This is a genomic window from Pseudoalteromonas sp. ABE4_541, assembly GCF_056312285.1.
Map to the genome: position 1 here is coordinate 22440 of NZ_JBSVEM010000027.1, position 22705 is coordinate 45144.

The 22705-nt window shown below is 41.4% G+C and carries 18 protein-coding genes; 5 read left to right on the forward strand and 13 right to left on the reverse strand.

Annotated elements, in window-relative coordinates; all coding sequences use genetic code 11:
- Positions 1–4 precede the first annotated feature (4 nt).
- Positions 5–1342, reverse strand: coding sequence for a glycoside-pentoside-hexuronide (GPH):cation symporter (locus ACW689_RS19590; RefSeq protein ID WP_476293890.1), 1338 nt, complete (start codon positions 1340–1342; stop codon positions 5–7).
- A gap of 16 nt (positions 1343–1358) precedes the next feature.
- Positions 1359–2708 (reverse strand): GH1 family beta-glucosidase, encoded by a 1350-nt coding sequence (locus ACW689_RS19595; RefSeq protein ID WP_476293891.1) that lies wholly within the window; start codon positions 2706–2708, stop codon positions 1359–1361.
- A 208-nt stretch (positions 2709–2916) separates the two neighbouring features.
- On the opposite strand from ACW689_RS19595, the gene ACW689_RS19600 reads away from it, so the two are divergent.
- Positions 2917–4185, forward strand: coding sequence for a sugar MFS transporter (locus tag ACW689_RS19600; protein ID WP_476293893.1), 1269 nt, complete (start codon positions 2917–2919; stop codon positions 4183–4185).
- A gap of 2 nt (positions 4186–4187) precedes the next feature.
- A complete protein-coding gene (locus tag ACW689_RS19605) occupies positions 4188–6710 on the forward strand; it encodes a glycoside hydrolase family 3 protein (protein ID WP_476293895.1) in 2523 nt (840 codons plus the stop codon).
- A gap of 353 nt (positions 6711–7063) precedes the next feature.
- Here ACW689_RS19605 and ACW689_RS19610 read toward each other — a convergent pair whose 3' ends face one another.
- Complete coding sequence (locus ACW689_RS19610; RefSeq protein ID WP_476293897.1) at positions 7064–7579, reverse strand: hypothetical protein; 516 nt, start codon at positions 7577–7579, stop codon at positions 7064–7066.
- Between the two features lie 220 nt (positions 7580–7799).
- Between ACW689_RS19610 and ACW689_RS19615 the strand changes: the two genes are divergently transcribed.
- Complete coding sequence (locus ACW689_RS19615; RefSeq protein ID WP_476293936.1) at positions 7800–10616, forward strand: TonB-dependent receptor domain-containing protein; 2817 nt, start codon at positions 7800–7802, stop codon at positions 10614–10616.
- A 497-nt stretch (positions 10617–11113) separates the two neighbouring features.
- Positions 11114–13969 carry a TonB-dependent receptor plug domain-containing protein gene (locus ACW689_RS19620; protein ID WP_476293938.1) on the forward strand — a complete coding sequence of 952 codons (2856 nt, stop codon included), beginning with the start codon at positions 11114–11116 and terminating at the stop codon, positions 13967–13969.
- Positions 13970–14184: 215 nt separating this feature from the next.
- On the opposite strand, the gene ACW689_RS19625 is transcribed toward ACW689_RS19620, so the two are convergent.
- The 10 genes from ACW689_RS19625 to ACW689_RS19670 form a co-directional block, all read right to left on the reverse strand.
- Positions 14185–14736 (reverse strand): YbhB/YbcL family Raf kinase inhibitor-like protein, encoded by a 552-nt coding sequence (locus ACW689_RS19625; RefSeq protein WP_476293899.1) that lies wholly within the window; start codon positions 14734–14736, stop codon positions 14185–14187.
- 61 nt (positions 14737–14797) lie between these two features.
- On the reverse strand, positions 14798–15649 hold the full coding sequence (locus ACW689_RS19630) for a helix-turn-helix transcriptional regulator (RefSeq protein WP_476293901.1): 852 nt from the start codon (positions 15647–15649) through the stop codon (positions 14798–14800).
- Positions 15650–15657: 8 nt separating this feature from the next.
- Positions 15658–16269, reverse strand: a complete 612-nt coding sequence (locus tag ACW689_RS19635; protein ID WP_476293903.1) for a LysE family translocator — start codon at positions 16267–16269, stop codon at positions 15658–15660.
- A gap of 56 nt (positions 16270–16325) precedes the next feature.
- A complete protein-coding gene (locus tag ACW689_RS19640; protein WP_476293905.1) occupies positions 16326–17036 on the reverse strand; it encodes a hypothetical protein in 711 nt (236 codons plus the stop codon).
- Between the two features lie 85 nt (positions 17037–17121).
- On the reverse strand, positions 17122–17499 hold the full coding sequence (locus ACW689_RS19645; RefSeq protein ID WP_476293907.1) for a hypothetical protein: 378 nt from the start codon (positions 17497–17499) through the stop codon (positions 17122–17124).
- The gene (lhpI, locus tag ACW689_RS19650; protein WP_476293909.1) at positions 17499–18434 is read right to left on the reverse strand and encodes a bifunctional Delta(1)-pyrroline-2-carboxylate/Delta(1)-piperideine-2-carboxylate reductase; all 936 of its coding nucleotides are present in this window, start codon (positions 18432–18434) and stop codon (positions 17499–17501) included. Before lhpI ends, ACW689_RS19645 begins: the two co-directional genes overlap by 1 nt.
- A 12-nt stretch (positions 18435–18446) precedes the next feature.
- Positions 18447–19529 carry a M24 family metallopeptidase gene (locus ACW689_RS19655; RefSeq protein ID WP_476293911.1) on the reverse strand — a complete coding sequence of 361 codons (1083 nt, stop codon included), beginning with the start codon at positions 19527–19529 and terminating at the stop codon, positions 18447–18449.
- Positions 19530–19618: 89 nt separating this feature from the next.
- The gene (locus ACW689_RS19660) at positions 19619–20287 is read right to left on the reverse strand and encodes a GntR family transcriptional regulator (protein ID WP_476293913.1); all 669 of its coding nucleotides are present in this window, start codon (positions 20285–20287) and stop codon (positions 19619–19621) included.
- 67 nt (positions 20288–20354) lie between these two features.
- The gene (locus ACW689_RS19665) at positions 20355–21314 is read right to left on the reverse strand and encodes an NAD(P)H-quinone oxidoreductase (protein ID WP_476293940.1); all 960 of its coding nucleotides are present in this window, start codon (positions 21312–21314) and stop codon (positions 20355–20357) included.
- Positions 21311–21724: a hypothetical protein gene (locus ACW689_RS19670; RefSeq protein WP_476293915.1), complete on the reverse strand. Its 414-nt coding sequence runs from the start codon at positions 21722–21724 to the stop codon at positions 21311–21313. The genes ACW689_RS19665 and ACW689_RS19670 overlap by 4 nt, the downstream gene beginning before the upstream one ends.
- Before the next feature lie 156 nt (positions 21725–21880).
- Here ACW689_RS19670 and ACW689_RS19675 point away from each other — a divergent pair, with 156 nt between their 5' ends.
- Positions 21881–22702 carry a M61 family metallopeptidase gene (locus ACW689_RS19675; RefSeq protein WP_476293917.1) on the forward strand — a complete coding sequence of 274 codons (822 nt, stop codon included), beginning with the start codon at positions 21881–21883 and terminating at the stop codon, positions 22700–22702.
- Positions 22703–22705 lie beyond the last annotated feature (3 nt).

Here is a 22705-nt window from a genome sequence, read left to right on the forward strand (position 1 = left end):
ACTTTTAATTTTGGCTTTGCATTTGTTCTATCTTGACTTGAATGCTTTTCATCTTGTATGAATCAAGTGTGTAGTTACGCATAACAAGCGCCACAATCAATGAGCCGAATGCAGGAAAAACGCTAAAACTCAATGCAATACCGTATTGTGTATGTGCAGATTGTGCCATATCTGCTTGATAACCAAAATAGCCAAGTAACCAGCCCGCAATTGCACCTCCTAATGCAATTCCCATTTTGATAAAAAATACCACCGATGAGTATAGCATTCCGGTCACACGACGGTTAGATTGTATGTAACCATAATCAATGGTATCGGCCATCATTGCCCACAGTAACGGTGTCGCCATTTGCAAAAAGAAACTCCAAAATGCAAACAATACATATGCAACAACCCACTGCTGTTGGCTCACAAAAAATGCACTCGCACAAAGCAAAGCTGAAATAAGCTGCAACCAAATATACGCTTTTACCTTGCATACGCGTTTTGCTAACCAGCTAGAGCATGCGCATCCAGCAATGCTTGCGATCATACCAATGGTGACAAACTCGGTTATATTCTCGGGCAGCCTTAAGTAGTACTTTACATAATAAACAGCCAAAGACGCTTTTAGTACTTGTCCTGTCAACAAACAAACGCCCACTATCGCCAATATTCGCCACTGCTCATTTTTAAATAGCAGCTTAAAATCATCGAACATACTGAACTTATTAGCAGCCACTGGTATGCTGATTCGCTCCTTTGTGCCTAAGAAGCATAGCAAGAATAGGACTAGGCCAAGTGTGCCCATTATGCCCATAGTCTGCTGATAGCCCTTCTGTACGTTGCCTTGACCTAGCAACTCAACCAAAGGCATAGTACCCGCAGCAATGATCAAACCACCCAACATACCAAACACAAACCTAAAAGATTGTAAGGAAACACGTTGTAGCGGGTTAGCAGTCATAACACCACCTAGGGCAGAGTATGGAATATTGATTGCGGTATAAATCAACATAAGTAGCGCGTATGTCACAAATGCATAAACTACTTTTAGATCATAAGGCCAATCTGGAGTGGTAAATGCCAGAACACTTATCAGTGCAAATGGAACACACAGCCACAGCAAATAAGGTCGATATTGTCCATATTTCGTTTTAGTACGGTCGGCAAGCGCCCCCATGAGTGGGTCCGTGATAGCATCAAAAATACGTACAACCAAAAACAACGTGCCAACAAGTGTTGGGTCCAACCCCATTACATCCGTATAAAACAGTAATAAGAACATCATCACTGTTTGAAAAATAAGGTTACTCGCAGTATCCCCTAGCCCATATGCTATTTTTTCTTTTATTGTCAGCATCTACATTCTCTGGTTATTAAGGTCGTTCGTTAAGCATATCTCGGTACGCCTTCGCGCTTTGCTTTAACGTGCGTTGTTGTGTCTTGTAGTCCACATACACAATACCGAAGCGTTTTGAATAGCCCTCAGCCCATTCAAAATTATCCATAAGGCTCCATGCAAAATACCCTTTAATCGCAATACCTTGTTCAACCAAACGTTCAACGGCATCGAGATGAGACTGAAAATAGGCAACTCGGTCGAAATCTAATACTTCACTATTGACCAAAACATCATCCATCGCCGCCCCGTTTTCTGTGATGTAAATGTCGGGAAGTGAATATTTGCTAGAAAGCTCATCAAGCAACTGCACTAAGCCTTCAGGGTATATTTCCCACCCCATATCAGTCAGGTCGCTGGCAGCCGGTGGTTCACATAACTTAAAGCCATTTATATCACAGTGCTGGTATATTGCACGGCTGTAATAATTGATGCCCAAATAATCGATAGATTGACCTATGATTTCCATATCGCCCGCTTCAATTATAGGTTTGTGCTCTTGTTGCATTTCGTCTATTACGTCCGGATACTTACCTTCGATAATGGGTCTTAGGTACCACTGGTTGAAGTGCTCATCTGCGAGCTTTGCCGCCGCTATATCTTTTAGGTTGTCTGTTGCTGCAAAACAAGGACTAAAGTTAAGTACTATACCGTTTTTAGCGCTAGGGCAATTTTTATTAAGCGCTTTCAAAGCTAAGCCATGTGCAAGCAATAAATTATGTGCAACTTGTTTAGATTGCTGTTTATTTTTAAAACCTGGTGCATGAATGCCAATTTCATATCCCAAGTAAGCGCTACACCATGGCTCATTCAACGTTGCGTATGAATAAACCCTATCGCCAAATACTTGCGAAATTAAATCAGCATAACGTTCAAATGCAAAAACGGTGTCGCGATTGAGCCAACCGCCTTTATCTTGCAAATACTGTGGCAGATCCCAATGATAAAGCGTCACAAACGCCTTAATATTGCGCACTTTTAAGCCATCTAACAATCGTTCGTAGAACTGTATCCCTTGCTCATTGACGCTACCATCTTGACTAATCACCCTTGCCCAAGAAACAGAAAAGCGATAAGCGTCAACACCTAAACCGTCAATCAATGCCAAATCTTCGTGCCACCGATTAATATGGTCACAGGCTTCATCACCGTTAGAGTCATCAGCTATATTTTTTGGCTCATCGCAAAAACGGTCCCATATTGTTTCCAGCCTTGAACTTCTGCTGCCTTCAATTTGAAATGACGATGTCGCGACGCCGAACATGAAGTTTCGGTCATTTAGCGGAGAATTATTAGCCAACTGCAAAGTTTTTGTGTGATTTTTCATGCATTCTCATTAATTTTGAGCGCGTTTTATAGCCTAGATGCAACATTAAAAACTTCTTGATTGTTGCACCAGCTCATGATTATGCTATAAATGAAAGCGCTTACATTTTTATGTAACGTTAATAGTTAATACGTAATTGGTCAAGAATTTTCCAATTAATAAATAATAACCCACTAATATATAAGAATTAATTTATAGAGGAATTTATATGGCAGGTTCTCCTACATCTATCCCAACACAAGGTCAAGCAGATCATAGCCGTGATGGGAACACCTTTGCGTTGGGCGCGCTCACTACCTTATTCTTTATGTGGGGATTTATCACCTGTCTAAACGACATCTTAATTCCATATTTAAAAGCACTGTTTTCATTAAGCTACACGCAAGCCATGCTGATACAGTTTTGTTTTTTCGGTGCGTACTTTGTTATCTCACTGCCGGCAGGGAAACTGGTTACTAAACTGGGTTATCAAAGAGGCATCATTGTTGGGCTAATGGTTGCATCCTTGGGGTGTGCATTATTCTACCCTGCCGCAAACGCTAAGAGTTACTATATGTTTCTTGGCGCGTTGTTTGTGCTAGCAAGTGGTATCACTATTTTGCAAGTGGCAGCAAATCCATTTGTAAGCGCTTTAGGTGCACCTCAAACTGCATCATCCCGACTGACTATGACACAGGCGTTTAATTCACTTGGCACAACCGTGGCACCGGCCTTCGGTAGCATCCTAATCTTGTCCGCAGGGATTAAGTCTCAAGATGTCAGTGGTGTTCAATTTTCCTATTTGTTACTCGCAGGCATGTTATTAGCGCTCGCAGCGATTTTTTCACAGCTAAAACTACCAAAGTTGAGTCACAATAATGAAGATACAATAGATAGCCAAACTTCAAGATTTGATATTCTATATCATAAGCATCTATCACTAGGCGCGATTGCACTGTTCCTCTATGTTGGTGCTGAGGTTGCCATAGGCAGTTTTCTTATTAATTACATTGGCCTTGAACATATTGCTGCTCTTGAAGAGTCTGAGGCCGCGCACCTCATCACCTATTATTGGGGAGGCGCAATGGTAGGCCGTTTTATTGGCGCTGTTGTTATGCAAAGAGTGAAAGCCACGCATGTTCTTATGTTTAACGCATTTGCAGGCGCTTCTTTAGTGCTCATCGCGATGCTCGCATCGGGTCAAATTGCGATGTGGTCGCTTTTATTAGTCGGTCTTTGTAACTCCATCATGTTCCCAACTATATTTAGCCTGTCAATTAACTCTCTGAAGTCTCAGACAGCACAAGGTTCTGGCTTACTGTGTCTTGCCATTGTGGGCGGGGCAATTATTCCTTTGTTACAAGGAATGCTCGCCGATAAGATTGGCCTGCAGCTATCTTTTATCTTACCTGCACTGTGCTTTCTATTTATCGCTTACTACGGGCTTGCCGGCAGTACCCCTAAAAAATTTGCTCGCTATGAAACTAAACCGGAATAATCATGACTATGTATAAATACACTTTGGCAGCGCTTTCACTCGCCATACTTCAAGGCTGTACACAGCAAACCAATATACAAAATGAAGTACGCCATCAAAATATTTGGCCCAAATTGCCAGTAGCCATTCAACAAGACTCTGATATTGAGAATAAAATACAAAACTTACTTAAAAGTATGAGTTTAGAACAAAAAGTGGCGCAAATGATCCAGCCTGAGATCCGAGATGTAAGCGTTGAAGATATGAGGCGCTATGGATTTGGTTCATATTTAAACGGAGGCGGTGCGTTTCCCAATAATGATAAACACGCAACCCCTGCTGATTGGATAGCCTTGGCTGAAAAAATGTACCAAGCTTCCATCGATGACAGCCTCGATGGCATTGCCATTCCAACCATGTGGGGGACAGATGCGGTACATGGCCATAACAATGTCATTGGCGCGACCTTGTTTCCTCACAACATTGGACTAGGCGCGGCAAATAACCCAGAACTCATTGAGCAGATAGCCGCTATCACAGCAAAGGAAGTGATGGTTACGGGGATCGATTGGGTGTTCGCTCCTACAGTGGCCGTTGCCCGAGATGATCGTTGGGGACGAACTTATGAAAGCTATTCAGAAGACCCTCAAATCGTTGGCAATTATGCCAAGGCGATTGTTTCAGGGTTACAAGGCCGAGCTCATGATGACTTTTTATCTGATACCCGAGTGATAAGCACTGTCAAACACTTTTTGGGAGATGGCGGCACTGTGGGCGGCGACGATCAGGGTAACAACATTGACGATGAGCAAAAACTTTTCCGCATCCATGCTCAAGGTTATGTACAAGGCTTAAGCGCAGGCGCCCAATCAGTTATGGCGTCTTTTAATAGTTGGAATGGCAGCAAGATCCACGGCAACGAATATTTACTTACACAAGTACTAAAAAATAAAATGGGCTTCGACGGTTTTGTGGTAGGCGATTGGAATGGGCACGGACAAGTTGATGGATGCACGAATGAAAGCTGCCCTCAAAGTATCAACGCAGGGTTAGACATTTTTATGGTACCCACCCAAGCTTGGAAGCCGCTGTTTGAAAACACCATCGCGCAAGTAAAAAGCGGACAAATCCCAATGCAGCGTATTGACGACGCCGTAACGCGTATTCTGCGTGTTAAATTCCGTGCTGGACTATTTGATAAACCAAGCCCTGCTAACCGCCCTTTATCGGGTAAAACCGAGTTAATTGGGCATCCAGATCACAGAGCCGTTGCCCGAAAAGCAGTGCGTGAATCGTTAGTTTTACTAAAAAATAATAAGCAACTTTTGCCTTTATCTCCCAACGCTCACGTATTGGTGGCTGGTGATGGCGCACATAACATAGGCAAACAGTCTGGGGGCTGGACAATCACATGGCAAGGCACTGGTAACAATAATGCAGACTTTCCAGGTGGAAGCTCAATTTATGACGGTATAAAGTCCATCGTTGAGCAAAACGGCGGAAAAGCAATCTTAAGCGAAGACGGTAGCTATACACAAAAGCCTGATATCGCAATTGTTGTATTTGGCGAAGAGCCTTATGCAGAAGGCAATGGCGATCTACCAACACTCGACTTCCAACCGAACGCCAGCAAAGACCTGAGATTACTCCAAAACCTTAAAAATAAGGGGATCCCTGTTGTATCAATATTCATCACTGGCAGGCCGTTATGGACCAACCCTGAAATTAATGCGTCTGATGCATTTGTTGTTGCTTGGTTACCCGGCTCAGAAGGTAACGGTGTCGCTGATGTTTTGTTTAAACGTGCCAATGGCAATGTTAATTATGATTTTAAAGGCAAGCTGTCCTTCTCATGGCCCGCTTCGCCTAGTGGCCACCCGCTTAATGTAAATAATCACAACTATAAGCCCCAATTTCCTTACGGCTATGGTTTAACCTATCAAGATCAGAGCATATTGCCCTTGCTTGACGAATCAGTCAGCCATAACAACGTCGCTGAACAATTACGAGATATTCTTAATGGCACAATTAAGCAGCCATGGAAATTAACGTTGCACTCAAATGAACAATCCCAAGACATGCTGAGCAATACTTTAAACCTTGGCAGTATTCAAGCTCGTACATCTGATAAAGTAGTACAAGAGGACGCAAGAACTATCAGTTTTGATGGCAGCAGTAGCGCTAAAGTACAAATTGCCAGTCCATTTACGGAAGATTTACGAAACTACGCTGGTAATAACAGCGCAATTAGTTTTGATCTAAAAATGACATCAGGTTCCTTGGACAATGTTCGATTTGGCATGAACTGCGACACAGCCTGCTCTAACGGCTTACCCTTAAATAAGCTACTCGACACATCCCAGCGTCGCTCGTGGCAAAAGGTGTACGTGCCAACATCTTGTTTTTTCAAGCAAACAGATAACATGGCAAAAGTCTCGAGCCCATTTGCCATCGCGACAAGTGAGCAAATCACTTTAAGTATTGCCAATATAAAACTGGAGAAATCCATCGCTAATACGGCGCATTTCCAGTTTAAATGTGAATGACCAAACTTTTAAAGGGGCTGAAAGCCCCTTTTTTAATATTATCACCACGCTCATTGGTATTACGACCTATTAAACTCACACGATATAAGACAGCCATTAATAGCGCTTACACCTGCACATTTTACAATCAAATAAGTTAACAAATGGAATTTAAAGTAAATAGACAACCACCACATTTAATTTATTGAGCGAGATTTTGTTCTAATGAAAACCAATACGTTATTACATTGTAAGCAGGCTAAATTAACCCGCACGGCGTGATTTGAATCAATAATCTAATGTGCAAATTATATTTTTTTGTTATTACATATAGAAAATAGAATAAACAAAAGTCAAAAGTTGCAACAAAGTAGTTACCACTTAAACAAGCGACATTTTTGCTTTGTACTTAACCCATAGTTTGCAACTGTATATTGTCCTACCTTCTTTTCTCTAACTGGATCAAAGGTAAAGGTTTCCATAGACACATCTAACGTACCATTGCTATCGAGTGTATAAGTAGACTGAATTTTCACATTACTTATTTCAAACAAGCTCATAAACTCACTGCCTACTAGATATTGGTCAATAACAATACCGTTGTTTTCATCTATAGCAAAATGACCAATGTTTGCGTCAATATCGAGCAATGTGTAGTTCCTAATTTGCTGTGTTTGACCTTCACCATAAGTAATTATCCAATTAGCTTTCTTATCGTTAACTGCACTTACTTCCAAAGCCATTGGGAAATTATAAAAACTACCCCTTTTAGGAGATATAAGTTCACACTGTCCTTTAAAATACCCGCCCCACCCTTCAGGAACTGCAGCAACACTCTGACCACTTACAAAAATCACCGCCAAAGTTAACAAAAACCATCTTTTATTCATAACACCATCCTTTTATATTTTGAATTTAACATTGAATATTCAATTTCAAAACAATTGAAATGATTTATAAATATACCAGCATTACCCCATTTGCAAACATTATTTTTGCGTATTAAGATGCGCGCCCCAATAAAATCAGACTTATAAAATAAGCCTGTTTCTAATTCACAAATTAGATTCATTTAGGAAAGTAAAATTGAATAAATTAAATCCATTAAGCATGTCAGTGAAGTTGTTGTGCTTGGGCTCAGTTGTAACGGCCCCAGCGCAAATAGCATATGCCAGTGAAGACGGTGTTGAAAAAATCCAAATTACGGGTTCACGCATCTCACGTGAAGGTGATATCGCACCAAGCCCAGTATCTGCGATTTCAGGTGAGGAGCTAGTTAATACCGGAGCCCTGAATATTGGTGAAGCATTAAATAAGATGCCAAGCCTAAAGCCTACTTATGGCATGCAAAACTCAGGTCGCTATATTGGGACATCTGGCCTGAACCTTCTAGATTTGCGTGGTATGGGGACTGCTCGAACTTTGGTTTTGGTTAATGGTAAACGCCATGTCTCAAGTAGCGGTGGTACAGCAGCTGTTGACACGAACTCTATTCCAACCGCTTGGATTGAGCGTGTAGATATTATCACAGGTGGTGCATCAGCGGTTTATGGAGCAGACGCAGTAACAGGTGTTGTAAACTTTATCCTAAAAGATAATATTGAAGGCTTTTCAGCATCTGTAACACATGGTGAAGCGCAGCATTCGGATTACAGCAACGATAAATTATCGCTTTCGTATGGCCAATACTTTCTTGATGGCGATGCAAACTTCGGTATTTCGTACGAATATGCGACACAAGATAAGCTTAATGCGCTTGATAATAAGTTCACTAACTACGCGGTGCGCACACTTAAAAACTTTGATCAAGACCCTACCCGCCCTGATGATATAAACAACCCAGACCGTAAGGTGTATGACAACGCGGGTATTTTTGCATTAAACGAAGCTGGTGCATACAAAGCCGGTGATACTTGGTACACATTTAATGAAGATGGTTCTACGCGCCCAATCGCGCTTGGCGATAAAGTAGATGGTATTTCATGTGTAGATTGTGAAATCATCAATCTAAGAAAATACACAGCAGTTCAGCCAACGTTTGATAGACACGTCGTTAACCTAAAAACGACCTATTACCTAAACGACGATGCTAAAGTTTACTTTGAAGGTAAATATGCAAAGGTAGAATCAGAAGATTGGGGCCAACCTAGTTATTTCTACTTTAGCAAAGGCGTAAATATTGCGCGTGATAACGCATACTTAGACTCGAGCACTGCCAAAGTAATGGACGAAAATGGTCTAGATTCAATCACGGTTAATCGCTTTAATGGCGATATTGGTCGCCGTTTTGAAATCAATGACCGTGAAACGACCCGTTTTGTTCTTGGCATTGATGGTGTTATTGCCGACGATTGGGACTATGAAGCATTTGTTAACTCAGGCAAAACAGAATTAAAGCGTGCGAACTATAACAACCTAATCAAGCCGAATTTCCGTGCCGCAACAGATGCAATTGTTGATGCCAACGGTGATATCGTATGTCGTGATGAGCAAGCGCGTCAAAACGGCTGTGTCGCGATGGATATCATGGGCTACGGCCGTCCAAGCCAAGCTTCTATCGACTATGTGAACACGACATCGTTCGGTTCAACTACCATAGAGCAACTAAACGCCGGGGCTACATTCTCAAATGGTGGATTATATGATTTACCAGCTGGTCCTATGGGCGTAGCATTTGGTGTTGAATACCGTAAAGAGAAAAGCCGTCAAGTTGAAGACGATAATGCAAAATCAGGCGATACTTTCTTCAATGCACTAGGTGAAGATGCGGGTGAGTTTGACGTATCTGAAGTATTCTTTGAAACATCTATGCCATTAATTGGCGATCTTCCACTCATCGACACGTTAACACTTGACGTCGCAGCTCGTTATGCTGATTACAGCACAACTGGCGATGTAACAAGCTGGAAACTAGGTGTTGATTGGGTTGTATATGACGACTTAAGATTCCGTTCGACTTTATCAGAAGCAATCAGAGCGCCTAACATTGGCGAACTATTTGGGGCTGCAAGCGAAACTTTCTACGACATCGAAGATCCATGTCGCGCTAAGTATCTAGACGAAGTTTCAGGTCAAGCTAAATTGACTCGCCAAAAAAACTGTAGCTCTCTTGGTGTACCGACCGGGTTTGATACACCATACGACGATGCGTCAGTTCAAGGCACAACAAGCGGTAATAAAGACCTAAAACCTGAAGAATCGACAAGTTACACAATTGGTGCCGTCTATACACCTAGCTATGTCGACGGTCTGAGTCTAACTGTTGATTACTGGAACATTGAACTTAACGAGTCAATTAGCTCTATTTCTGCACAGCAAATTATTGAGCGCTGTGTTGATGCAGACAATATTAACAACAAATATTGTGCTTTAGTTAGCCGCAGCAACGACGGTAGAATTGTCAATATTCAAAATCAAGTGTTGAATATTTCAAAGCAAACAGCCGCAGGTGTTGACTTTGAAGTTAACTACGACATCAGCACGACAATTGGTGACTTCAAAACTCGTTTGATTGCAACACGACTTATTGAAAACCGTGTTTACCCTTTCCAAGACGAGCTTGAAAGTTTTGAAGAATATGCAGGTGTTGATGATGAGCCAAGTTGGAAAGGCTCAATTGACGTAGACTACGAGTATCAAGACTTCTTTGCTAGTTGGCAAACTCGTTACTTGAAGCGTTCTGCAAGATACCGTGGTGATGAGTTGGCAACAAACCCTAATCCATCGAACTTCATGGAATTTGCATCTTACGTAATCAGTGACGTAAAAGTTGGTTACCACTTCGATAGTGGTGCAACAGTGCAATTAGGTATTGATAACTTGTTTGACAAAGCCCCGTCTCGTTTTACAACCGGTACAGGTGACGAAGGTGCGTCATACGACCTATTGGGCCGTTTTGCTTACCTAAAACTTTCTTACAAGTTTTAATCGCTTGAAAAGGCCATATTTAGGCACGCTGTAACAGCGTGCCTTTTTCATATCTTAAACTGAGCCAGTTATTTCCGGCCAACAAACTTCACCGCCATCGCCACGTAAAAACCTTCACCTCAAGTATTCTATTTCCAAAGCGCCTTTCCCTATGTAACGCATTACGTTTGACGGACCAACCCCTTTGTTAGGAAAACTAAAAACGTATGTTTGGGTACGACCAGCTATTTATAAATATCATCACTGAGTTTTATTCCTCATTTTTAACTTTTTGTCTTCAACGAATTATGCGTTACACAGTATGTAAGATATTGCCAAGTTTTATATTCACAAGAGCTTAACTTTAACCACATGAAATAACGTATAAAAAATTACACCAACCTAATTTACAAACACATAACTTACATATTAGTATAAAACCGGGTACAAATTGAGTTAATGCTCAAAAGTTAACTATAGGGAAAAGACTAAATATGAATATTAGGAATATCTACAACATCAAGCCTCTTAGCATGTCCATTAAACTTTTATGCCTAGGTGCGGTAGCAAGCACACCAGCACAAGTTGCATTGGCTAACGATGATGGCGTAGAAAAAATTGAAGTTACTGGCTCTCGTATCTTACGAGAGGGCACCATTGCTCCAAGCCCGGTATCCGTTGTTTCAGGGGAAGAACTTGTCAATACGGGCGCATTAAACATTGGTGAAGCCTTAAATAAAATGCCGAGTTTGAAGCCAACATTCGGTATGCAAAACTCAGGTAGGTATATCGGAACTTCAGGCCTTAACATTTTAGATTTAAGAGGTATGGGTACAGACCGTACACTTGTTCTTGTAAATGGTAAACGTCATGTTTCCAGTAGTGCAGGTACAGCTTCTGTTGACACAAACACGATCCCAACTTCATGGGTTGACCGTGTAGAGGTTATTACAGGTGGTGCATCTGCTGTATATGGTGCCGATGCAGTTACAGGTGTCGTAAACTTCATCTTAAAAGACGATATTGACGGATTTTCAGTGTCAGCTACCCACGGTGAAGCCGAAGGTTCGGATTATACAAATGATAAATTAAGCATATCATTTGGTCAGGACTTTATGGATGGACGAGGTAATTTCGGTATCTCTTATGAATTTGCAACACAAGACCGATTGAATGCGCTTGATAATAAATTTACCAACCATGCAATCCGTGAAATGACTAACTTTGCGCAAGATCCATCAAGACCAGACGACGTAAATAACCCAGATGAAGTTTTATATGACAATGCCGGTCTTTTTGCGCTTAATGAAGCAGGCGCATTTAACGCTGGCGGTACTTGGTACACATTCAACCCTGATGGCTCATCGAGACCGATACAATTAGATCCTAATAAAGTAGATGGTATTTCGTGCTCCGACTGTGAATTTATGAACCTGAGAAAATTTACAGACATTCAACCTACCTTCGACAGACACATCGTAAACTTTAAAACCAACTTCGATATTAATGATGAAACCAATGTGTACTTTGAAGGTAAATACGCAAGAATTGAATCTGAAAATTGGGGTCAGCCAAGCTTCTTCTATTTTGGTTCTGGGATCAATATTGCACGGGATAACGCGTATTTACACCCATCAACTGCACAATTGATGGATCAAACAGTGATTGATGATGAAGGCAACACGATGCAATCGATCACTGTCAACCGCTTTAATGACGATATTGGTCGTCGATTCGAGAACAGTACAAGAGAAACAACTCGATTTGTATTGGGCATCGAAGGTGTGGTTGCCGATGACTGGGATTACGAAGTATACGTTAACTCAGGGACTACGGAGTTAGAACGTGCTAATCACAATAACTTGGTAGTACCTAACTTCAGATTTGCTGTAGACGCAGTGTCTGACGCTCAAGGAAATATCGTTTGTCGTGACGAAACTGCGCGTGCAAATGGCTGTATACCTATGGATATCATGGGTTATGCGCGTCCTAGCCAAGAGTCAATAGATTACGTTAATACAGTGTCAGTTGGTACGAGTAAAATTGAGCAATTAAACGCTGGCGCTACACTCTCAAACCCTGCCCTATTTGAATTACCAGCGGGTCCAATGGGTGCCGCATTCGGGGTTGAATATAGAGAGGAAAAGAGTCGTTCAACTGAAGACGATAACGCTAAAACTGGCGACACTTTCTTCAATGCATTAGGTGAAGATTATGGTAAATATGATGTATCTGAAGCATTTGTTGAAACATCAATACCATTACTAGGCGATCTACCATTAATCGACACCTTAACACTCGAATTAGCGGCCCGCTATGCAGATTACAGTACGGTTGGTGACGTTACGAGCTGGAAGGTAGGGCTCGACTGGCAAGTCTACGACGATTTAAGGTTCCGCTCGACGGTATCAGAAGCAATCCGTGCGCCTAATATCAGCGAGCTATTTGGTGCGGCAAGTGAAACCTTCTATGACATCGATGATCCTTGCCGCGTTAAATATTTAAATAACGTTGCAAGTCAGGCTCGTGCTAACAGAGAAGCTAACTGTGCGGCTTTAGGTGTACCGGCAGGATTTGACGAGCCATATGATGAGTCAAGGATCAAAGGTCTTCAAAGTGGTAACAAGAATGTCAAAGAAGAACAGTCATCTAGTTACACGGTGGGCATGGTTTTCACCCCAGGTTTTATTGAAGGCTTAAGCCTAACGGTTGACTATTGGAATATCGAACTAGATGATGCAATAGACCTGATATCTGCACAACAAATTGTTGACCGCTGTGTCGATGCGAATAATATTGATAACCAATACTGCGCGCTAATCACAAGAAATAGCGAAGGCAAGATGACACAAATTCAAAATAGTGTTTTGAATATCTCTAAGCAAGAGGCTGAGGGCGTTGACTTTGAAGTTAACTATGACTTTAAAACGCAAGTAGGTAACTTCAAAACCCGACTATTAGCAACGCGTCTTTTAGAGAGCAAAACATACCCGTTCCAAGATGAGCTTGATAGCTTTGAACAGTACGCTGGTGTTGACTCTGAACCCGAGTGGGCTGCATCATTCGATGTAGACTATGAATACCAAGATTTCTTCGCTTCTTGGAAAACACGTTACATTGAACGCACAAGTCGTTTCCGTGATGATGAATTGGAGAGAAACCCTAATCCATCTAACTTCATGCAGTGGCCTAGCTATGTGATCACTGATATCACAGCGGGTTATCATTTCTCTAATGGTGTTTCAGCTAAGTTAGGTATCGATAACCTGTTTGACAAAGCGCCTGTTAAGTTTACCACAGGTACATCTGGGGAAGATGGCTCTTACGACTATTTAGGTCGCTTTGCCTACGTGCAGCTATCGTACAAATTCTAATTTTTACTAACCCGCTTAACTAAGAGGTCTATTTTGAGGCAAAAAACTAGTCGATCGCTAGGCAAGAATTTCATTATTTAGTTGTTTTAAGTGAGAAATTTTTAACACCGCAATCGTCAGGGTTAGTCCCTCAAAATGATTAACTGATATTGTGGATTGGTACTAATATAAATATTCACAACAAGGCACGCTTCACAGCGTGCCTTTTATATTTGCTAGTCTCGTTTGTACAATGCTTCTAGCGTCGTTGAAGAAATACTATTGGCATTGATCATATAGCCAACCAACGCTGATGATGGCGCTTCAGGGAGTGACAATGTTTCTACAGATAAGGCGTGAATAGTAAATTGATAACGGTGCACGCCATGCCCTTTTGGCGGACATGCGCCACCAAAGTTTTCGAGCCCGTAGTCGTTGTTTATCTGTTTAGACCCGCTAGGCAATTGATTCGCTGTACCAACCCCAACACCGGTTTTTAGTTCGTACACAGATGCAGGAATATCAACAACTTGCCAATGCCACCAGCCACTACCGGTAGGTGCATCTGGATCATAGGCGGTAAGCGCAAAGCTTTTAGTTCCTTTTGGCACATCGCTCCAGCGTAAATGCGGAGACAAATTATCACCGGTACAACCAAAACCTTTAAACTCATGTTTACTACTCATAAACTCACCTTGAGTAATGTCATCACTTGTTAAAGTCAGCGCTTGGCCAAACAATGGGCTCAGTAAAGTAACGAACAGTAAGTGCTTGGTTATTAATTTCATTTTTTGTTACCTTTGTTATTAATTCTGTGCGTTGATATTGCCAGTCTCAACGGGTCTTGTGTTATACCAAATCAGCCAGTTTTTCGCCTTGTTCCTTCATTTTTGTACTTCTTAGCTGCGAAGGCGTGAGTCCAAAATGGCGTTTAAACTTCTCAGTAAAACGTGATTGAGAGCCATAACCACACTGGCTGGCAATTTTACCAATAGGGCTACATGTCGATTGTAGAAGGTGTAAGCCCTGCCCAAGCCTTGCGCTATCTTTTATCTGTTGTAACGTCACCCCTTCTGCTTGCAGCCTTCTGCGAAGTGTTGATTCGCTCATCGCAAGTGTTTGGCATAACTGTGATTGCTTTAAATCTGCATAGCTATTTCGTTGAAGTATTCTATGTATGCGGCTGCTAACACTTGCTGTTTTTGCCATAAATCGAATATGTTTGAAACCGAGAGCATACAGCAACAAGAGTATTTCCGCTTTTCGATGCGTTAGTAAATCTTTCGATGCCCAAGTTATGCATTCAATAAATTGCGTGATACAAGCTTTCAAAGCATGCGATACTTGTCCACCAAAGTGCGACTGTGACATATCTACTGGTTCTTGAACTCGATCTAAATGTTTGAACACGGCAAAGTCGTCATTATCGAATTCTATTAATAACGCATGATAGGCCTCATCATTAGGTATGTTTCGCATATCCAATTTAGGGCTGTCTGACAAAAAGACAAACTCACCTGCATTGCACTTTATATGACCTTTTTCGCCCAAATGCTTACTGCCCTGTAACACAACCACCAGCAAAGGTTTTGCCACAGGTACACCTAATAGTCTTTGTTCATAAAACGAATGGTATACTGAAAAAGGTAAATCGGACTGTGTTTGCGTTACAACTTCAATTGTGTGTATGAGTTCTTGCATTAAATTCTCTACTTAACTTGATGCAAAATTTCTAGCACAACAGGTAAAACAGATGCAACGAGTAAAGTAGCCATGGTGTAATTAAACAATTTTCGATATGTCGGTTTTGATAAATACTGTTTCAAAAGCGAACCAAACAGCAGCCATATTCCTACGCAAGGAAATGACACCATCAGAAAAATAAGCGCTATTGTGATGCTTTGCTCAAAGTTACTTGCACCTACAGTGCTAAATGCAGCCACCGCACCAGATGCCACAATCCAAGCCTTACCATTAACCCATTGAAACAGAGCACCATTTATGAATGTCAATGGTTGCGCTTGAACTTTAGCATTAACTTCAGACGATGACTTTGCAATCAGCCATGCTAGATAAAGCAAATAGCTAACACCCATAACTTTTATAACCATGTGTAAACTTGGAAACATCGAAAAAAGCTGCATAAACCCTATGCCGACAGCAAATAGCATAAAACCAAAACCTATGCAGATCCCGCATAACAACGGTAAGCTTTTACGCACACCAAAGTTAACACCGGAAGTCATAACAAGCACATTGTTAGGGCCTGGGGTAACCGAAGATGAAATGGCAAATAATAGAACGGCGAGTAAGTATTCCATAAAACGCTCCTTAATCCTTGACGGTGAGTGTTTAATCTAAACACCATAAAACCACATTATTGTATCAAAGATGTTGATACTTTATCCGTCAATAGTTTCACTTTATCATGGTTTGTTTTTTCACTGTAACCAATAAAGAGTGGAACAGTATAAAAAGCCTGTTCCAACAATATGATATCCAAATTGTGTTGTTCAATTACGTGCTTAGCCCAAACTTCATCAACTAGCATGACATCAATGTCGTCATTTTTTAAAATATCAAAGATCGCTTCACTGTCTTCATCGCTTCTTTCGTAGTAAGAAACTCGATGAATAATTGCGTTAAGCGTTTGGAGTTTGCTATACAGGGCCTTCGGATAATCATACTCTTGCGCAAAAACAACCCTAAGGTTTTGCTTTGCCGTAATGCGCTCCAAGTTTTTGAGGTCAGGTTTGGCTGATGCAAATGTTAAATGCCATTGAAAAATTGATATTGGTATCATGGGCAAATTATCAGACTCATCAACATCGAGTATAAAGTCAAAATTACCTTGTAAAAGTTGATTTTTACAACGCCTAAATGGCAACTCAGTAAAAGTGATTGTAGTGTTTGAGCTATCTAACAATTGATGCAACAAATCAATTTCTTTACCCTTAGCTTGCCCCTCATCTTCATAGGCATAAGGCCACCACCTCGAAAAACAAAATTTAAGCGAGAGCAACTCTTCATCTAAAGCATAAAGCGAGTTAGAAAGCAGTAAACACAAGATCAGCAAGTACTTAAACATGATGACTCAGGTAACAATAATTTATGCATTAATACTCATAGCCTAACCCAACGCACCTGTTCTGCAAGGAACTGCTGACATATATTCAAAGAATTTTGACGATACCACACACGATAATTAGGGATACGCTAACGACCCACAAGCGCTTTAAATTAGCTTTGTGCTCTATAGTCGCTTTGCAGCAAGTCGGCTCTAATGGGTCTATATCAATGTAGGTCGGTTGGCTGGCCCCCAAGTTGTGTGGAATACCGACCAATTGTTGTGTTATTTTTTGTCCGTTAAATGTGTATTCAATAATAATCGCACTCGAACACATGATCTCGGCGCGGCCTAACGCAGGCATTTCTATAATCTCAACACGCTCGACCCGCACTTTCCTCCAAGCTCTTACTTGGGGCTTGGCAGAACAAGCCTGCCAGCTTGCCTTGCATGCGCTAAGAAAAGTGCGAGCGATTGAGCGCATTAGTTGAGTCGCCTAAACACGAGCGAAGACGCTAATAAGTCGCCAAGTGCCATACCGACCGACTTGAACACGGTTATGTCCGTGTCATTACGCTGCCAACTCATTTCATGCATTTCGCTCATTTGTGCAATGACACTTTGCTCGTTAAATACACCTTCTGAAATTGGGATCAGTAATTCACCTGCCTCTTTTAATACATTCTCTTTACTGTCGACAAACACATTTGACCGTGAGATTGTAACTGAGTCGCACTCGCGACAATCAGCGTGATGGTTTCCGATCAAATCAATATGGGTACCAGCAGTTAACCAATTCCCATCAAACAACGGAGATTTTGAACCTGTTGCGCAGCTGACAATATCGGCGCTGGCGATGGTTGCTTCGTTTGAGTATCCCCTAACAAACTCAATAGTTGGATGCTCAATGCGTAGCTTGTCGATTAATTCATTTGCTTTTTGTGCGTTTCTTGCGACGAGCGTTACCTTGTTGATGCGCCTAACAGATAAATGTGCTTTTATCATATAGGGTGCCAAATTACCCGAGCCAAAAAACACCAGATGTTTGGCATTCTCGTTTGACAAATAATGACTAGCCAAAGCTGATACACAGGCCGTACGCCATAGCGTCACACTCGTGCCATCAACTAATGCTAAAGGCTCTCCATGCGCCCTATCAAACAACATCACTTTAGAATAAAGACTTTTAAATCCATGTTGGCCATTACTTGGAAAGTAAGTAAATGCCTTAACGCCGATAAACTCTTCATTCCAAGCAGGTAAAACGGCAAACGCGTCGTGACAGTCACTTCGATTACTTAATGAGTATACGTTTCTAGGTGGTGTGCCCGACGGTACGGCAAATCCTTTTTTGAGCGCTTTAATTAAACATTCAAAAGTAAGTTGTTCATGTACCTGCTGCTGCGTGATTATTTGCATCAGAAATCTCCCTTAACTTGCTAATACGAATGATTTTGGTGCGTGAGTGAGGCATTCATGTCCATTTTCAGTGACAAGTACATCATCTTCAATACGCACACCGCCAAACTGTGGCAAATACACACCAGGTTCAATTGTAATGACGTTACCCGCACGAAGCGCATAATCATTTTTCGCGTTGATAAAAGGTGTTTCATGCAAGAATAACCCAAGCCCGTGGCCAAGCCCCTTACCCGCCCACTCGCCAAATCCAGCATCGTTCAATATTATTTCGCTTACTTGATTGAGCTCTCGACTAGATAAACCCGCTTTGACTGACTCTAAGCATGCATGTTGTGCATTGAAAACTGCATCATAAATTTGCTGTTGTTTTTTGCTTGGTTCGCCGAAAACGTAAGTTCTCGTCATATCTGAGCGATAGCCATTAACGACGGCACCAAAGTCAATGAGGATTAAATCACCCAGATTTAAAGGCACATTGGATGGTTTTCCATGTGGCAGTGCACTACGTTCGCCAAATAACAAAATGGTATCAAAACTCACTCCATCTGAGCCCAACGTTTTCATTTTGTAGTCCAGCTCAGTAGCCAGCTCTTTTTCTGTGATTCCCGCCTTAACCAGTTTGAGCGTATCAGCCAAAGCAATGTCGGCTATTGCTGCCGCTTTTTTAATGCTCTCAACTTCCCACTTATCTTTTACCGCTCGTTCAGTCTCAACAAGGCCCATGACAGGTATCAGGTCGAAGCCATGAAGCTGAGTGCTTATTTCACTCCAAATAGAAACGTTTATGTATGCAGAATCAAACCCGGTGCGCCCTTTAGGTAAAATACGCTTGATACACTCACCTAACGATTCGCTATCTCTATCTCTGCAAATCACTTCGCAATTAACCGCCTCTGCTTTAGCGCGCTCAAAATAACGATAATCTGTAGTTAAACATAATTGTGAAGCTGATACGATGAGGTATGAGGCATTGCCGCTATAACCGCAAAGGTAGCGGATGTTTTCGAAACCAAAAACTAACATTTGGTCTAAGTTATGGTGAAGCAAACTGCTTCTAATCGCTTGCTGTCTTGAAGTAAAAATAGAATTCATTGCGTTATGTTATTACTCATTGATGGTCATAACATAACGCAATAGATTATTGTATACAATATTAAATATACTAAAATTTAATGAGCGCTCTAATTATTATTCTGTTCCATTTTTATCAGCAACTGCTTAATATCGTTTTTCGCACCGGTAATATGCTGTTTCAGGAATTCACAGGCCTTTTTAGCATCTTTACTTTTGCAGTGTTCTAATAACGTGCGGTGTTCTTCTGGTGCCGTGTTAATACCACCCGCAAGTAGAATGTGCATGCGTACATATCGCTCAGAATTTTTACTGTACATCTCAACCAGCTCAGCAGTCTGAGGGCGGTTTGCCTTACTATATAACTTTGCGTGGAATTCAGCATTGAGCTTACCCGTTGCCGACTCCGCGTCACCAGCTTCTGTCGCTTCTTCCAGATCATACAAAATGGCTTCAGCTTCAAGTAAATCTCGTGGTGTTAGATTTTTTATTGAGTGACTAAGTAACTCTGCTTCTAACAAGGCTCTTAAATCAAATATTTCGTCAATTTGTTCCGCGCTAAGTTGCGTGGCTGTTGCCCCTTTGTGGGCCTCGAAATTGACCAACCCTTCTGATTCAAGCTGTAACAGAGCTTCTCGAACAGGAATACGACTTACATTAAGTTCTTCTGCTAATGCCGCTTGGCGCAACGGTTCCCCGGCCTTTATCTCACCAGATAGAATTTTTTCTCTGATCGCTTCTGCAACAAGCTGCGTCCGCGTTTTATGCTCGATTGCCATATTATTCTCTTAATTTTGCATTTAGCATACATTATACATAAACATCTGATTTCTGCTATTTTAATTACTAAATAACAACAACCACTTTGCCTAAGTTCTCATTATTTTGCAAAATTGCATGTGCTTGCTCGACTTGTTCAAACTTGAGTATACGATATATTGGAACACACATACTGGCATCGAACACACGCTCTCCTATCATTTCCCAGAATCGCTTAACAAGTTGTCGTTTATAATTTAGGCTTCGATTGCGCAATGTTGAACCATGCATAGAGACTCTTTTTGCCAACAGTTTCGCCATATCTATGTCAGCATGCCGACCACCCAATAATGCTAAATAGATACAATGGCAATCCATTGCGGCAACTTGAAGATTTTTATTCACATAACTTCCGGCAACTGGATCAACAATGACATTAGCCGTCAAGCCTTGTTCACGCATAACATTGGTGAAACATGCGTTGTTGTAATTAACCGCAACATCGGCTCCAAGTTCAAGCGCATATTGACACTTTTCTTCACTACTTTGTGTCGATATAACTTGTGCGCCAAGTAATTTCCCCAATCGTATAGCCGCACTACCAACCCCAGAAGCACCACCATGTATCAACAACGTGTGCCCTTTTTCTAGCGACCCTTTGTTCACAATTGCGTCATAAGCAGTTAGATATACCTCTGCAATACTTGCAGCCGACGTAAAACTTGCGTTATCGGGTATATGCATAAGTTGCTCAGCGTCAATACACACATATTCTGCATAAGCACCACCAGCGGTTAAAGCAAATACACGTTTTCCCAACCATTGCGCCTTTAAGCCTTCGGAGCAATCCACTACCGTACCTGCCGCTTCTAAGCCGAGAATATCGCTATCACCTTTGGGTGGCGGGTACTTGCCCTGCTTTTGCAACAGATCGGCACGATTGACGCCGAATGCTGCGACTTTTACAAGTACCTCATGTTCTTGAGGTACAGGGATCGAGCGAGATACAATTTGTAGCCGGTCATCAACACACGCGATGTGCTTCATTTTTGTCGCTTGTTCATTCTTTTCCATATTTCAGATTCAACCAGTTTGCCGTTCTCATACAAAGTATGGTGCCATAAGTTACCTTCGATCTTATAACTAAACGCCATTGTTTTACCAAGCAAAGACTCAACGTTTCCGTATGCGACAGTTTCCATAAAGTAATTATTTTCAAGTTTGTAGGGCCCGCCACCCGCGTATAAGAATTTACCTTGTTTTTGGGTAATATAGCTAAAATGGCTATCCGATATGATTTTCACCGATGTTAACTCCGGTGCTTTTGCACTGACGTAACCTGCCTCTGTTGCATATTTACCTTCAACATATTCCCATGTGCCTAATAAAGGGTTTGCAACAGTGCCAGTTGAAATAAGCAAAGCGGTAGTTATTGTTATTTGCGTTAATCTACTCATATTAGGTCCTTGTTATTATTGATAAATAACCTAGTACACCACAAACCAAGAAATTACTCACTTGATATAATTTCACATCCTTAGCCGCTTTTAAGTGAAATTGTTCCATGTTAATCCGGTCTACGTATAAAAAGAAAAATACACAAAGTTATGACGATGAGAGATTTATTGTGGTTTTTTATCCTGATGTTTGCGCCGCAAATAGCTGTACAAGCAAATGAGATACAGTATAAAAATTTAGAAAGCCTAAGCGCTTCACAGCAGGTAAAAATAAAAAACTGGGTTGAACATGGCGTCAGCGTGACTCGTAAAACACTAGGGCCACTCAAACAAGCAATTATTCCTATAAACTTAGCACCCAGATATTTTGCAACAGAACCGGTGCCTTGGGCGAGCGTTGAAAGGGGTAAGTATGACGGCATTTCCCTCCACTTTTATCGCTATGCGTCTCAAAAATCGTTAATTAAAGATTGGAGCTTGTATCATGAGCTTTCGCACCTATACCACCCATTATTTGACCACCAAGACTTTTGGCTGAGTGAGGGGCTAGCCACTTATTTGCAAAACATTATTATGCTTGAGAACGGTATAATTGATCATAATGACTTTAAACAAAGACTTATGTCAGGCTTAAATAGAGGAAAGCGCCAAACCGAACAAATACCAGGAAAATTGAGAAATGTCGCAGAACGAATGTGGTCGTTGGGCGCTCAACAACGCATTTACTGGAGTGGCGTTGCTTTTTTTATTGAAGCCGACCTTTTACTCAAAAAACAAAACAAAGCATATTCAGTCACCCGCTTAATTCGTGAATATCAGTCATGCTGTAAACATAAATCAGATACAGCTAAAAACTTTATTACAAAACTAGACAAGCTATCAAAAAGCGCCTTGTTTAGTACTCTTTATAATAAATATGCCAATCGTAAAGATTTTCCACACATAAGCACAGAAGCAATAAATAGCATACGCTTTTAACAC